At 66.3% G+C, this 14,483-nt stretch carries 11 protein-coding genes; 10 read left to right on the top strand and 1 reads right to left on the bottom strand.

The window, feature by feature from the left end; all coding sequences use genetic code 11:
* Positions 1-5 precede the first annotated feature (5 nt).
* Positions 6-1,340, top strand: coding sequence for a cytochrome P450 (locus JQX13_RS34865; protein ID WP_203403776.1), 1,335 nt, complete (start codon positions 6-8; stop codon positions 1,338-1,340).
* Between the two features lie 147 nt (positions 1,341-1,487).
* Here JQX13_RS34865 and JQX13_RS34870 read toward each other — a convergent pair whose 3' ends face one another.
* Positions 1,488-2,444 carry a UbiA family prenyltransferase gene (locus JQX13_RS34870; RefSeq protein WP_203403777.1) on the bottom strand — a complete coding sequence of 319 codons (957 nt, stop codon included), beginning with the start codon at positions 2,442-2,444 and terminating at the stop codon, positions 1,488-1,490.
* Positions 2,445-2,990: 546 nt separating this feature from the next.
* Here JQX13_RS34870 and JQX13_RS34875 point away from each other — a divergent pair.
* The 9 genes from JQX13_RS34875 to JQX13_RS34915 all read left to right on the top strand — a co-directional run bounded on the left by JQX13_RS34875 (position 2,991) and on the right by JQX13_RS34915 (position 14,478).
* Positions 2,991-4,307: a DUF4105 domain-containing protein gene (locus JQX13_RS34875; RefSeq protein WP_203403778.1), complete on the top strand. Its 1,317-nt coding sequence runs from the start codon at positions 2,991-2,993 to the stop codon at positions 4,305-4,307.
* A 51-nt stretch (positions 4,308-4,358) separates the two neighbouring features.
* Positions 4,359-5,478 (top strand): peptide chain release factor 2 gene (gene prfB / locus JQX13_RS34880; protein ID WP_239014036.1). Its coding sequence is split into 2 segments (ribosomal slippage): positions 4,359-4,427 and positions 4,429-5,478, totalling 1,119 coding nucleotides; the frame shifts between segments, so codons are not numbered across the junction.
* A gap of 114 nt (positions 5,479-5,592) precedes the next feature.
* Positions 5,593-6,228, top strand: coding sequence for an RNA polymerase sigma factor (locus JQX13_RS34885; RefSeq protein WP_203403779.1), 636 nt, complete (start codon positions 5,593-5,595; stop codon positions 6,226-6,228).
* Between the two features lie 26 nt (positions 6,229-6,254).
* A complete protein-coding gene (locus tag JQX13_RS34890; protein WP_239014037.1) occupies positions 6,255-6,608 on the top strand; it encodes an anti-sigma factor family protein in 354 nt (117 codons plus the stop codon).
* Positions 6,609-6,684: 76 nt separating this feature from the next.
* Positions 6,685-8,232: a lysine--tRNA ligase gene (gene lysS / locus JQX13_RS34895; protein ID WP_203403781.1), complete on the top strand. Its 1,548-nt coding sequence runs from the start codon at positions 6,685-6,687 to the stop codon at positions 8,230-8,232.
* A 12-nt stretch (positions 8,233-8,244) separates the two neighbouring features.
* Positions 8,245-10,602 (top strand): ABC transporter permease, encoded by a 2,358-nt coding sequence (locus tag JQX13_RS34900; RefSeq protein WP_203403782.1) that lies wholly within the window; start codon positions 8,245-8,247, stop codon positions 10,600-10,602.
* A 5-nt stretch (positions 10,603-10,607) separates the two neighbouring features.
* Positions 10,608-11,282 (top strand): ABC transporter ATP-binding protein, encoded by a 675-nt coding sequence (locus tag JQX13_RS34905; protein ID WP_203403783.1) that lies wholly within the window; start codon positions 10,608-10,610, stop codon positions 11,280-11,282.
* 237 nt (positions 11,283-11,519) lie between these two features.
* Positions 11,520-13,808 (top strand): outer membrane protein assembly factor BamA, encoded by a 2,289-nt coding sequence (bamA, locus tag JQX13_RS34910; protein ID WP_239015420.1) that lies wholly within the window; start codon positions 11,520-11,522, stop codon positions 13,806-13,808.
* A gap of 103 nt (positions 13,809-13,911) precedes the next feature.
* Entirely contained in the window at positions 13,912-14,478 is a 567-nt protein-coding gene (locus tag JQX13_RS34915; RefSeq protein WP_203403785.1) for an OmpH family outer membrane protein, read from the top strand.
* Positions 14,479-14,483 lie beyond the last annotated feature (5 nt).

The following is a 14,483-nucleotide window of genomic DNA, read 5'->3' on the forward strand; positions in this document are numbered from 1 at the left end:
CCATCATGCCCAAGGCTCTCCCCAGGCTTCAGGAGCCGCCGCTCATTGGTAGCCTCCGGTCCTTCCGGAACGAGCGGCTCGAGCTGTTCAACCGTGTCCGGCGCGAATGTGGGGAGCTTGGCCTCTTCAGGGTCGGCCCACTCTCCATCATGCTGGTCAACTCCTCGCGGGCGCTCCAGGAGGTGACCTCTCTGCACGCGGATGCCTTCGAGGGCGGGCTCGCCGTCAATGCGCTGCTGCCCATCTTCGGCCGGTACAGCCTGGTTCTGCTGCCCAACAAGGAGCACCGCACCTACCGCAAGATCATGGCGCCCACGTTCCAGCCGCGCCGGGTCAGCATGTTCGCCGAGCCGATGGTGAAGGCGACCCTGGAGGCTCAGGCGCGGTGGACGGATGGTCAGGAGATCGACGTCGGCCAGGAGATGCTCCGGTTGACGATGCGGATCGTCGGCAAGACGCTCCTCGGTCTGGAGGTGCTCGATGAGGCGGACGATTTCGGGGCCGCGCTCACCACCTGCCTGGAGTACTCCAATCACCTGGTCGCCAACATCGTTCCGGTTCCGCTTTGGCTGCCCACGAAGCGCAATCGTGAGTTGAAGAAGGCGCTTGCCTTCATTCGCGGAATGCTGATGGAGAAGCTCTCCTCGCGCCGTCACGCCGGGTGCCCTGCTACCCAGGACTTCGCCTCGATGCTCATGGGGGTTCGCGGGGAGGATGGGCAGGGATTGAGCGACGAGCAGCTGCGGGACAACCTGATCTTCATCTTCTCGGCAGGCTACGAGACGTCCGCGAATACCCTGGCCTGGACCTGGTACCTGCTCTCAAAGCACCCGGAGGTCTACGAGCGGCTGCGCAAAGAGGTGGACGAGGTTCTGCAGGGCAGGGCGCCCACGTATGAAGATCTCGCCAGTCTTCCCTACGTCCACCAGGTGGTCAAAGAGGTCATGCGCATCTACCCGGTGGCCTATTTCTTCGGGCGTGAGGCCCGCCGGGACGTGGAGATCGACGGGTATCAAGTTCCCAAGGGGACCTTCGCGGCCGTCTGCCCGTACACACTGCATCGCAACCCGGAGTACTTCCCGGATCCGGAGCGGTTCGATCCGGATCGCTTCGCTCCGGAGCAGGAGTCGAAGCTCCCCAAGTATGCCTACCTCCCCTTTGGTGCGGGGGTCCACGCCTGCCTGGGGGTGCACTTCTTCATGATCGAAGCGCCGCTCCTGCTCGCGACACTCGTTCAACGCGTCCACATCGATGTCCTCCCCGGTCAGACGGTCAAGCCCGTCGTCGAGGTGACACTGCGGCCCAGCCGCATTCTCGCGCGAGTCCATCACCGCTCGTAGGGGAGCGTGATGCATCCGGGGCTCGGGGCTCACCCGTGGAGGCCGTGCCCCTCAGCGCAGCCGGGGGGACACGGCCGGGAGCCGGCAGGCCCGCCTGTCCCAGCTTCCAGCGGACAGGCCTTGACGGTGCCTGGCCCCCGGTGGCTCTCACAGCAGGATGATGGCACTGCCGAGTATGACGCAGAACCAGATCGTGAACAGCACGTAGGTCCAATGATCGGCGCGAGGTGTTCTGAGTAGAAGCACCCGGCCAGCGATCATGAGGCTGATGAGCGTCGCGGTGGCTTCACATCCCCACACGGTCCAGCTCGCCCCTTCGGGCGCGAACATCCAGAAGTGCATGGCAAGGGGGAGCAGCGAGAAGCCCGCCGCGAGGATGAGCCGGGTCGGCCACTCCCCGATCTCCAGGGGCATGGTCCTCCTGGCGGACAGCCGATCTCCCGCCATGTCCCGGAGATCCTGCACGGGAACCAGCAGGAAGATGGTGGTGGCGAGCACCCAGGTCCAGCGCCACACCTCAGGCGTCAGCGGCGACATGAGCGCCCACGAGGGCAACAGCTGGAACAGCACACCCAGGCCCATACTCAGGTCCTTGGTGAGCCAGTGCTTGGCCCAGCTCCTGAAATTGTGCAGGTAGATGATGGCCTGCCATCCGACAGTCCACTTCAGCACCCCGAACCACCAACCCACCAGGGTGAAGAGGCCCATGCTGATGAGCCAGCGCACCCTGGCACCTTCGAGGGAGACATCTCCTCGCGCGAGGGGCCGGTCGGGCTTGTTCATCCGGTCCTCTTCCACTCCCGCCATTTGATTGGCGATGCAGAAAGACAGCACGAAGAGGACGAAGTAGATGAGTCCCCGACCCAGGCCAGCCAGGAACTCGATTCCCCTCACGTCGCCGTGCTTCGCGGCGGCAAGCATGAAGAGGAACATGGGGACGACGGTCGAAGACAGGTCGTAGCGGATGAAGTCCCAGACGAGCCTTACCTCGCGGTAGACGAGTGCCAGTGCACCCTCGCGTCCTGTCTGGGGCTCGGCGTCGACCGCCGAGGCACTCACATCCTTCTGGGAAATGCTCCGGGACAGCAGGGACAGGTGTTCCATCTGCTTCCACCAAGGAAGTGGGGGGTCAGCCTGAAACCCGGGATCTGGAGTCGGCGCATTGGGGAACCCTGGCGCTTTCGTTGAAACCGGCTCCATGTGTCTTCCCCCAGATGGGTTGGCTTCAGGTGCTGTGGGGCTCTCTGTTCGAAAGGCGAGGAATGGCTCCAGGGCTTATTGGCTCCACCCCTGGAATTCGATGGGATGGCCCTGGCAACCGCAGCCTTTGATGCGCACTGGATTATACATCGTTATGACTCGCTAGCTAAGCAGTCATCCTCAGCACAGTGTGGCGCGAGTATTCTGTACATTCACATTTCAATGTTCGCAGTTGGGGTGAAAGCCGGATGGGTTCTGCTCCCTGGCTTCGCTCCGTCACGATGCCGAGACAGAGGCCACGGGCCTCACCGTGCTTCGCGGCAGCGGCCCAGGGGCGGGCCTGTCTGGCCGCGGGAGTTACTGAACGCCCGCTCACCTGACGGGTACACGCGGGGTTGAGTCGGGCGGCACACATGATAGGTAGGCCGCCCTCGTTTGTTGGGACGGACAATGCCTCGTCTTGCTCCAGTGATGACCTGCCTGCTCGGCCTGCTGCTGATGGCCGCCACCCCGGCGCGCGCTCAGGAGATGCCCCCCTGGGGGACGGGCGAGAGCCGCGGCGAGGACCTGTCCATCTACCTGGTCACCTTCGGGCCCGGGGACGATGTGGCGTCATGGTGGGGGCATGGCTCGCTGGTGGTGGAGGACCATCGGCTGCGGCAGTCGCGCCTCTACAACTACGGGATGTTCTCCTTCGACGAGCGCATGCTGGCGCGCTACGCGATGGGGCGGCTCGAGTTCTGGGTGGACGACGCGAGCGCCTCGGGGACGTTCCGCTTCTACCGCTCGCAGAACCGGGACGTGCGGCTGCAGGAACTCGCCCTGACGCCCGCGCAGCGGGTGGAGCTGGGACGGCTGCTGGCGGTGAACGTGCTGCCGGAGAACCGCCACTACGTGTACCACCACTACAACGACAACTGCGTGACGCGGTTGCGTGATGGAATCGATAAGGTGCTCGGTGGGCAGCTGCACCATGCGATGAACGTTCCCGGGCGGATGACGCTGCGAGACCATACGCGCCGCTACACGGACGTCGGCCCGCCGATGAGCCTGCTGCTCGACTTCCTGATGAACGACGAGATCGACAAGCCCGTCACCCGCTGGCAGGAGGCTTTCCTCCCGGACGAGCTGGAGCGGCGGGTGGCGGAGACGCAGGTGGTGGGGGAGGACGGGCAGAAGCGCCCGCTGGTCGCGAAGACCGTGAATCTCTACACGGCACAGGGCCGTCCGGCGCTTCCCGAGCAGCCCCCGAAGTACGGGCCCGTGCTGCTGGTGCTGGGCCTCGTGTTTGGAGGCGGCGCGGTGGGTCTCGCGCTCTGGGGCCGGCGGAGCGGAGGGCGCGCTCCCCGCGTGCTGCTCGGCCTGCAGAACGTGCTGGTGGGGTTGGTGTTCGGGATTCCCGGCTTCGCCCTGTTCGTCATGTGGCTGTTCACCGACCACACGGTGACGTACCGCAACGAGAACCTCTTCCTGGCCAATCCGCTCACCGTGCTGGCGCTGCCGCTGGGCTTCCAGTTGATGTTCGGCTCGGAGAGGGCCCGGGAGCGGTTGCGGCTGCTGTGGCGGGTGCTGGCCGGGTTGGGGGTGCTGGGGCTCGTGCTCAAGGTGCTGCCCCCGTTCGATCAGGACAACTGGCGCCTCATCGCGCTCATCCTGCCCATTTCGTTGGGGATGGCGGGCGCGCTGACGCTGGCGCGGGGGCGGGCTCCGGCGGCGGATCGCTCCGCGGAGCCACTCGCTCCTTCCCTGAAGGCTTCTGGCAGCTGAAGATTCGGAAATCGCGCGCGGGGAGTCCTCGCTCGCACACTGAGGAAACACATGGCGAACGACTCGATGGAGAAAATCGGCGGGCTTCGCGAGCGTCTGATGGCGCTCAGGGGGCATCTTTGACCTCGATCGCAAGCGGTCACGTATCGCGCTGATCGAGCGGGAGTCCACGCTCCCCAACTTCTGGGACGACAACACCAAGGCGCAGGCGATGCTCAAGGAGAAGTCCACGCTGGAGTCGAGCGTGAGCTCCTTCGAGAAGACGCTGCGCGGCCTGGACGACGCGCAGGTGCTCTTCGAGCTGGCGGCCGAGGCCAACGACGAGGCCAGCGCGAAGGAGGCCGAGGAATCCCTCTCCTCGCTCGAGGCGGAGGTCTCCAAGCTGGAGCTGGCGCGGATGCTCTCCGGCGAGCAGGACCGGTCCAACTGCTTCATGGACATCAACGCGGGCGCGGGCGGCACGGACTCCATGGACTGGGCCGCCATGCTCATGCGCATGTACACGCGCTACTGCGAGAGCAAGGGCTGGAAGGTTGAAATCAACGACGCGGTGCCGGGTGAAGAGGCGGGCTTCAAGAACGTCTCGCTGCGCATCGAGGGCGAGTTCGCCTACGGCTACCTCAAGGCCGAGGTGGGCGTGCACCGGCTGGTGCGCATCAGCCCCTTCGACGCCAACGCGCGCCGTCAGACGGCCTTCGCCTCGGTGGACGTCTACCCGGAGGTCGACGACTCCATCCAGATCGACATCCCGGAGAAGGACTACGAGCTGAAGTTCATCCGCGGCGGTGGCGCGGGCGGCCAGAAGGTCAACAAGACCTCCTCGACGGCGCAACTGCGCCACCTGCCGACCGGCATCCTCATCACCTGCCAGACGGAGCGCTCGCAGTCGGCCAACAAGGACATGGCCTTCAAGATCCTCCGCGCGCGCCTCTACGAAATCGAGCTGAAGAAGCGCGAGGCCGAGCAGGCCGCCGCCGAGGCGCAGAAGAAGGACATCTCCTTCGGCTCGCAGATCCGCTCCTACGTGCTGGCCCCCTACCGCATGGTGAAGGACCTTCGCACCGGCGTGGAGACGGGCAACGTGGACGCGGTGCTGGACGGGGACCTCGAGCAGTTCGTCACCGCCCAGCTGATGGGCGTGAAGAACCCCAACCGCAACGCCCCCGAGTAGCCCGGGAAGCAGGCGGGAACCTTTCCGCGACCTCGCTGTCCAAGGTCGCGGAACAGGGGAGCGCGGGACGGGTAGGATGGAAACGCGCGGTGTAGGCCGCGTGGGAGGTCACCGGTGCCATCGAGCGGGGTGCTCGGCGTGGATGTGGAGGGGACGCCGGTGACGGGCGAGTCCGATGCCGCCTCGAGCGAGGAGCGCCTGTTGCTGGCGCGGTTGCGGCGGGGCGACCCGGAGGCCTTCGAGGCGCTGGTGCGGGCGCACCAGGACCGGCTCTATGACTTCTGCGTGCGGATGCTGGGGGACCGGGAGGAGGCGAACGACCTGGTGCAGGACATCTTCGTGAGCGCCCACCAGCACCTCGCGAAGTTCCGGGAGGACTCCCGGCTGTCCACGTGGCTGTTCCGCATCGGGAAGAACCACTGCATCAACCGGCTGAAGTACCTGAATCGGCGGGGGAGGGGACGGTCGGAGGAGTACGGCGAGCAGAACGAGGGGGCGCTGGCGGAGCTCCTGGGCTCGCCGCCGGGGCCGGACGCGGCGTTGGAGTCGGCACGGGAGCAGGCAAGGGTGCAGTGGGCCATCTCCCAGCTGGACCCCGAGCCGCGCATGCTGGTGGCGTTGAGGGACATCGAGGGGCTTTCGTACGAGGAGATCGTCGACATCACCGAGCTACCGTTGGGAACCGTGAAGAGTCGGCTCCACCGGGCGCGGGAAAAGCTGGCGGATCTCCTGGGACGGCTTGAGGAATGAACGGCTTTCAGCGGAGACTCCGGGACATGCCAGCGCAGCTCAGCCACCGCGAGACCAGGGCCCTCTTCATCGCCCTCGCCGACGAGGAGCTCCCCGCCGACAAGGCGAAGGAGGTCCGCTCGCACCTGGACGGGTGTGGCGAGTGCCAGCAGGGCTGGCAGCGCTATTCGAGCACCGTGCTGCGGCTGCGCCAGGTGGAGAAGCAGAAGGCTCCGCCCGCGCTGGCTTCCAGGGTGATGACGCGGGTGAAGCGGCAGCGCCGCTTCGGGCTGAGGCGGTTGAGCCTGATGCACGCGCATTACCGCCTGCCGGTGGAGATCCTCATCCCGCTGCTCCTCGCGGCGGCGGTGGGGGCCTTCCTCATCATGTCCGCGCCCTGAAGGGAACATATCCCGCGTCCATTCGTTGCGTCCCGGGGTGCGCTTGGCTACGGTGCCGCGCCCTTACGGGATGCCCATGGCTGACACTCCAGAGAACAAGACGAACGCGGAAGCGGACCTCGGGTCCAAGGAGCAGGAGATCTACGACCAGCGCCTCGACAAGGCGCGCAAATGGCGGGATTCCGGTTTCAACCCGTACGGCAACGGCTACCGTCCCCAGCACCTGGCCGCGGACATCCTCGCCCGCCACGGCAACCAGTCCATGGAGGAGCTCGAGAAGGCCGAGCCCACCGCCTATGACGTGGCCGGCCGCATCGTGGCCGTGCGCAGCTTCGGCAAGGCCGCCTTCGTCAAGCTGCGTGACCGCTCCGGGGAAATCCAGGCGCACCTGAAGAAGGACGCGCTCGGGGACGCCTATGAGCTCTTCAAGCTCACGGACATGGGTGACTTCGTCGCCGTGCAGGGCACGGTGTTCCGCTCGAAGACGGGCGAGCTGACCCTGGCGGCCACGAAGTTCGTGCCGCTCACCAAGTCCCTGCGGCCCCTGCCCGAGAAGTGGCACGGCCTCACGGACGTGGAGGTCCGCTACCGCCAGCGCTACCTGGACATGGTCTCCAACCCGGAGGTCAAGCAGACGTTCCTCAAGCGCAACAAGCTCATCCGCTACATCCGGGACTTCCTCGACGCGCGCGACTTCATCGAGGTGGAGACCCCGATGATGCACCCGCTGGTGTCCGGCGCGGCGGCCCGTCCCTTCGTCACCCACCACAACGCCCTGGACATCGATCTGTACATGCGGATCGCCCCGGAGTTGTACCTCAAGCGCCTGGTGGTGGGCGGCATCGAGCGCGTCTACGAGATCAACCGCAACTTCCGCAACGAGGGCATCAGCACCCGGCACAACCCCGAGTTCACGATGCTCGAGTTCTACCAGGCCTACGCCACGTTCGAGGACCTGATGGACCTCACCGAGGAGATGCTCTCGGGCGCGGCGAAGGCGGTGACGGGGGACACGAAGGTGTCCTACCAGGGTCACGTGCTGGACTTCGGCAAGGGGTGGAGGCGCATCCCCATGACCGAGGCCATCCGCGAGGTCGTCCCCTCGCTCAGCGACAAGGACATGGCGGACGCGGACCGGCTGCGCCACGAGCTGCTCGAGACGACGCACGGGGAGGCCGAGCGCCGCGCCATCGAGACGATGCACCACGGGGAACTGGTGGGCGCGCTCTTCGAGCACCACGTGGAGCAGAAGCTGGTGCACCCCACGTTCATCACGCACTACCCCACGGCCGTGAGCCCGCTGGCGCGCCGCAACGACCAGAACCCGGACATCACCGACCGCTTCGAGCTCTTCATCGCCGGCCGGGAGATCGGCAACGCCTTCTCCGAGCTCAACGATCCGATCGATCAGAAGGGACGCTTCCTCTCCCAGCTGGAGGCCAGGCAGCGGGGCCAGCAGGAGACGATGGACTTCGACGAGGACTACATCCGCGCGCTCGAGCACGGTATGCCGCCCACGGCCGGCGAGGGCATCGGGATTGATCGCGTCGCCATGCTGTTCACGGATTCACCGTCGATCCGCGACGTCATTCTTTTCCCCCTCCTCAAGCCGCTTGCGAAGTAGGCAGGAAACCTCGTGAACGCCGAACGGCAGACCGTCTACCGCTGGAGCTTCATCTGGAGCGGCGCCCTCGTGGCGCTCGTTGGCGCCGTGCTGCTCGGCGTGGCCATCACCCGTTCGGATGCCTGGGAGCGGGTGACGGGCGTGCTCGGCCTGTCCGTGATCGGTTGGGGCGGGCTCGTGCAGACGCTCAACGCGCTGGCGCTGATGCCGGTGCAGTCCGCCGTGCCTTCCTCGGTGGGCATCGTCGGCACCGAGTATCTCCTCTCCGGTGCGGCGGCCTGGCTGGTGGGCTGGGCGCTCATCGCCACCGGCATCCGGCGGGCTCCCGCTCCTACCGAGGGGCCGAGCCCGGCCGCCGGGGCGGCGTTGTACCCGCGGCTGGCGCAGTACCGTGATTTCTACTGGAGCACGCTGGGCGCCTACGGTGGCGGCATCCTGCTGGCGGAGCTGGTGCTCATCCTCCTGCAGACGTTCCTGGCCAGTGGAGGGAGCGGGGAGCGCGGCCTGGCGCCGACGATCGCCTTCGGTATCTCGCTGATCGTCGCGTCGCTGGTGGCCTTCGTGTGCGGCTTCGTCGGCGCCTCGCGCGCGCGGCGGGTGGCCATGCCCGAGGCCACCATCGGTGTCATCTACCTGGGCCTGCCCGTGCCCATCATGCTGACGCTCATCGAGCAGATCCCCGACCTCCAGGTGTCGCTGGGCTACCGGCTGCGCGAGGTGACGTACGTGGCGGACATGCTCGGCCGCCCGGTGGTGGGGTACTGGCTCGTCTTCTCGCTGCTGGTGCTCATGCTGGTGCTGGGCATCAACACCGGCTTCATCGCGGCGGGCAGTGGGCGCTTGGACCTGAAGCTCGGCTTCGAGCTCTTCGTCGCCCGGCGCCACGTGGGCGTGTTCCGCCCCTCGTTGCTGCTGGGCACGCTGGCGGTGCTGATGTTCGGCATCATTCCGCCCCTCGTCGTCTACGGCATCATCCGCGCGGTGGAGGCGGCCGTGGAGCGCAGCCGCATCCGCGCCCTGGGGCTGCAGGATCCGCTCGCCGCCGCGTCCGCGCTCAACCGCCTCAAGCTGCGCGAGCAGTCGCCCACCATGATGATGACGGCGCTCTCGGTGGGGGGGGTGGGCGTGGGCGTGATGGCGCTTATCATCGTCCTGTCGGTGATGAGCGGCTTCGAGGAGGATCTGCAGAAGAAGATCCTCGGAGCCCACTCGCACGTGGTGGTGTCGAAGTACGCGGGCCACCTGCCCGAGTACAAGCGGCTGATGGAGCAGATCTCCAAGGTGCCCGGGGTGATCGGGCAGACGCCTTCCATCGACAACCCGGTGATGGTGCTCGCCGAGGACGAGGTGCAGGGCATCGTCCTCAAGGGCATCGATCCGGAGACGGTGGGCTCGGTGTTGGATCTGCGCAAGAACATGCTGCCGGGCGGCGAGCTGGACAACCTCGAGACGCCCCAGAAGATCGTCCCCCGGCGCGCGTTCGGGGGATTCGGCCAGCAGCCCTCCAACGAGCAGGACGAGGAGGAAGAGGTAGACCCCATCATCGGCAAGAGCTCGAAGAGCGCCGAGGAGAAGGTGCTGCCCGGCATCGTGCTCGGCCGCGAGCTGGCCGCCATCCTGCGGGTGGTGGTGGGGGACCGGGTGAACGTCATCTCCCCGCAGGGCGCGGAGCTGGGCCCCGCCGGTCTCATCCCCAAGAGCCGCGCCTTCCGCGTCGCGGGCATCTTCTACTCGGGCATGTACGAGTACGACGCCAAGTTCGCCTACATCCTGCTCTCCGAGGCGCAGAAGCTCTTCGGCGCCGATGGCCCCAGCGGCATCGAGCTGAAGGTGGCGGACGTGGATGATGCCCGGCGTATCGCCTCGGCGGCGTCGCGCGAGGTGGGCGGCTACCCCTACCGCGCCCGCGACTGGGGGGAGATCCACCGCAACATCTTCTCCGCCCTCCGGCTGGAGAAGCTGGTGATGGGCATCATCCTGTCCATCATCATCGTGGTGGCCGCCGGCCTCATCGTGGCCACCGTCATCATGCTCGTGCTGGAGAAGCGCAAGGAGATCGCCGTGCTCAAGGCACTGGGTGTCTCCGACGGCGGCATCGTGAAGATCTTCCTCGCCGAGGGCCTGCAGATTGGCGTGGCGGGGGGCCTGCTCGGACTCCTGTCCGGTCTGACGTGGTGCTACTTCATCCTGAAGGTGGGCATCAAACTGGACCCGTCCGTCTATTACATCCCGAACCTGCCGGTGAAGATCGAGCCGCTGCAGACCGCGCTCTCGGTGGTCATCGCGGTACTCGTCACCTACCTGGCGTCCATCTATCCCGCGCTCAAGGCGAGCAGCGTGGAGCCGGTGGAAGGTCTGAAGGCGGAGTGAGGACGATGGCACTGCTCTCCATCCGCAACGTCTTCAAGAGTTACTTCCTGCACGGCAAGCGCATCGACGTGCTGCGCGGCGTGTCCCTGGACATCGAGAAGGGCGAGCTGGTGAGCCTCATCGGTGCGTCCGGAGCGGGAAAGAGCACCTTCCTGCACGTGCTGGGCACGCTGGACATCCCGGCCGCCGGCGAGCTGCTCTTCGAGGGCCGGAGCGTCTTCGCGATGAACGACGCGGAGATCGCCGACTTCCGCAACCGGACGATCGGCTTCGTCTTCCAGAGCCACTACCTGCTGCCCGAGTTCACGGCCCTGGAGAACGTGGCCATGCCGGCGCTCATCCAGCGGCGGGACCGGACCGAGTCCTATGCCTACGCCCGCGAGCTGTTGGAGCGGGTGGGGTTGGGGAGCCGGGTGGAGCACCGGCCCGGGGAGCTGTCCGGCGGCGAGGCCCAGCGCGTGGCCCTGGCCCGGTCCCTGGTCCTCAAGCCGGCGGTGCTGCTCGCCGACGAGCCCACCGGAAACCTGGACCCGGCCACCGGCGAGGGCATCCACCAGCTCCTGCGCGAGGTGAACCGGGACCTGGGCATCACCGCCGTGGTCGTCACCCACAACGAGGCACTGGCCCGCTCCATGCCCCGACGGCTCCGGTTGGTGACCGGCCAGGTGACCGAGGCATGACGTCTCCAGCTCTCTTGTCGCGCTTTCTCATTGAGACCCGCTGAATTCCTCTCGTAGATTGCTCCGCCCTTTACCGGCCCGATTGCCTTGAGGCTCCCCGTTCTCTCGCTCAAGTTCCTTCTCCCGCTCCTCGCCGCCGTTTGGACGGTGATGCCCGGTCGCGTGCTTGCGCAGGCGGACGACCAGGGCACTCCGCCGGCCTCCGTGCCTCCCGCGGCGCTCCCTCCGGCTCCCGCCATGCCCGGCTCCGACGCTCCGGTCGCCCCCGATCGCGAGGTCCGTGAGGGCGAGGTCGTCGAAATCCGCATCGAGGGCAACCGCCGCGTCGAGTCCGAGGCCGTCCGCCGCGCCCTCCGCACCCAGGTGGGCCAGGTCTTCGACGAGACGCGCACCGCCGAGGATCTCCGGGCCGTCTGGGCGCTCGGCTACTTCAGCGACGTGCAGTTGCTGGTGCAGCGCCTGCCCACCGGCGGCATCACCTACGTGGTGCGCGTGCAGGAGCGCCCCTCCATCCGGACCGTGAAGCTCTCTGGCAACGAGGAGCTCAGTCAGGACGACCTCAAGGAGTCCATCGAGATCCGGGCGCTCACCATCCTGGACATGGACGCGGTTCGCCGCACCCAGAAGAAGATCCAGGAGAAGTACATCGACAAGGGCTACTTCCTCGCCGAGGTCAACCACAGGGTCGTCCCCCTGGAGGGCGGCCAGGTCGATGTGGTCTTCGACATCGACGAGAACTCCAAGGTGATGGTGAAGGACATCGTCTTCCTGGGCGCGGAGAAGGTACCTGCCGCCAAGCTCAAGGACGTGATGCTCACCAAGGAGGGCGGCTACCTCTCCTTCATCACCGGCGAGGGCACCTACCGCGAGGAGGTGTTCCAGCGTGACCTGGCGGTCATCCAGGCCACCTACTACGACGAGGGCTTCATCAACGTCCGGGTGGACAAGCCCACCGTCTCGCTCTCCGCCGACAAGCGCTACATCTACGTCACCATCCGCGTGACGGAAGGGGAGCGCTACGACATCGGGAAGATCGACTTCGCGGGTGACCTGGTGGTGCCCAAGGAGGAACTGGCGAAGCTGATGACGTCCTCGACGGGCACGCACTTCAGCCGCACGCAACTCGGCCAGGACATCCAGGCGATCACCGACGTCTACTACGACCGCGGCTACGCCTACGCCAACATCAACCCCGTCACGTCGATCAACGCGGATGAGAGGACGGTGGACCTGACCTTCGACGTGCAGAAGGGTCCGCAGGTCTCCATCGAGCGCATCGACGTCATCGGCAACACCAAGACGCGCGACAAGGTCATCCGCCGCGAGCTGCGCGTCTACGAGGGCGAGCTCTACAGTGGCACCGGCGTGCGCCGCAGCAAGGATCGCGTGACGGCGCTCGGCTTCTTCGAGACGGTGGAGGTGACGCAGCGGCCGGGCAGCCGCGAGGACACCATCGTCGTCCAGGTGGAGGTGAAGGAGAAGGCCACCGGTACCTTCCAGGTGGGCCTCGGCTTCTCCAACGTGGAGAGCTTCATCTTCACGGCCCAGGTGTCGCAGAACAACTTCCTGGGGTGGGGGCAGAGCGTGTCGGCCTCGGCGCAGATCTCCAGCCTGCGCTCGCTCGTCCAGCTGTCGTACTTCGATCCCTACTTCCTGGACACCAACTTCCTCCTGTCCGTGGACTTCTCCCGCGTGGAGGCGGACTACCTCGACTTCACCCGTCTGTCGACGGGCGGCAACCTGTCGTTGGGCTATCAGGTGCTCGAGGACCTGCTCGTCAACGTGGGCTACTCGCAGGAGCACGTGGACGTGCAGGCCGCGGAGAGCTACGGCGGCGTGCTGCTGGCCAACCGCTTCCTCAGTGGCGTGACGAGCTCGGTGCGCCTGTCCCTCACCTACGACAAGCGCAACAACCGCCTCTTCCCCTCCAAGGGCTTCATCCACTACGGCTCGGTCGAGTACGCGCCCTCGTTCCTCGGCGGCTCGTTCCTCTTCACCCGGTACACCGCCTACTCGCGCCTCTACTTCCCGCTGCCGCTGGGCGCCGTCTTCAAGACGAACGCCACCGTGGGCTACATCCAGCAGTTGGATCCCAACCGCCCGCTGCCCATCTCCGAGCTCTACTACCTGGGTGGTATCAACTCGGTGCGCGGCTACCTGCTGCGCAGCATCAGCCCCTCGCTGCTGGCGCCCCGCTCGGGTTCGCCGGACGCCCCCATCGAGCGGCTCAACGTGGGCGGCAACAAGCAGCTCATCGTCAACCTGGAGCTGGAGTTCCCCATCCTCGAGAAGGCCGGCATCCGCGGCGTGGTCTTCTATGACGCGGGAAATGCTTTCGCCACCAACGAGCGCTTCTTCCAGGATCTGCAGGACGACGTCCCCCTGGGACTGTTCCACTCGGTGGGCTTTGGCTTCCGTTGGTTCTCGCCGGTCGGTCCCTTGCGCTTCGAGTGGGGAATCCCGATCACGCGGCGACCGGATGATGACCCCCTGCTGTTCGAGTTTACGATCGGCAATTTCTTCTGATACGTCGTCCGCCCGCTCTCCAAGTGACCGTCTTCCCGGCCTTTGAACAGGGGAGCGGGACGGGACGTCGGAGTTTCAAACCTTCCCCGAGGAGCTGTCGCACATGTCGCTTCGAAGCAAACTGTCGGTTCTGGCCCTTGCCCTCTCGCTCGCCGTGCCGACCCTGGCCGCCGCCGCCGACCTGAAGATGGGTTACGTCGACTACCAGCGCGTCATGCTCGAGGTGGACGACGGCAAGTCCGCCAAGGCCCGCCTCCAGAAGTGGCTGGAGGCGCGTCAGAAGGAGATCGACGCCCAGCAGGAGGCCCTCCGCAAGGAGAAGGAGACGCTGGACAAGCAGGCCAGCGCCATGAGCGAGGAGACGCGCATCCAGAAGGCCACGGACCTGCAGAAGAAGGTCTACGACCTGGCCCAGAAGTGGGAGAAGAGCCGCGGTGAGGCCGCCGAGCGCGAGCGCAAGGAGATGGAGCCCATCATCGCGAAGATCGACGGTGTCATCCGCACCATCGCCGAGCGCGAGGGCCTGGCCATGGTCTTCGAGAAGCGGGACTCCGGTCTGGTGTACGCGCTCAACCAGTATGACCTGACCAACGAGGTCATCCGCACCTACAACAGCTCCAAGGGCAAGGCCAAGGACGCCCCGGTCGCCAAGGACGCTCCCAAGAAGTAGGCCTT

Source organism: Archangium violaceum, assembly GCF_016859125.1.
GTDB lineage: Bacteria > Myxococcota > Myxococcia > Myxococcales > Myxococcaceae > Archangium > Archangium violaceum_A.

What these genes read in the sequence shown, in the direction of transcription:
- bamA (WP_239015420.1), top strand. Translation starts at nt 11,520, where the DNA reads ATGCCCGGCTCCGACGCTCCGGTCGCCCCCGATCGCGAGGTCCGTGAG.
- JQX13_RS34875 (WP_203403778.1), top strand. Translation starts at nt 2,991, where the DNA reads ATGCCTCGTCTTGCTCCAGTGATGACCTGCCTGCTCGGCCTGCTGCTG.
- JQX13_RS34915 (WP_203403785.1), top strand. Translation starts at nt 13,912, where the DNA reads ATGTCGCTTCGAAGCAAACTGTCGGTTCTGGCCCTTGCCCTCTCGCTC.
- JQX13_RS34890 (WP_239014037.1), top strand. Translation starts at nt 6,255, where the DNA reads ATGCCAGCGCAGCTCAGCCACCGCGAGACCAGGGCCCTCTTCATCGCC.
- JQX13_RS34870 (WP_203403777.1), bottom strand. Translation starts at nt 2,444, where the DNA reads ATGGAACACCTGTCCCTGCTGTCCCGGAGCATTTCCCAGAAGGATGTG.
- JQX13_RS34905 (WP_203403783.1), top strand. Translation starts at nt 10,608, where the DNA reads ATGGCACTGCTCTCCATCCGCAACGTCTTCAAGAGTTACTTCCTGCAC.
- JQX13_RS34865 (WP_203403776.1), top strand. Translation starts at nt 6, where the DNA reads ATGCCCAAGGCTCTCCCCAGGCTTCAGGAGCCGCCGCTCATTGGTAGC.
- lysS (WP_203403781.1), top strand. Translation starts at nt 6,685, where the DNA reads ATGGCTGACACTCCAGAGAACAAGACGAACGCGGAAGCGGACCTCGGG.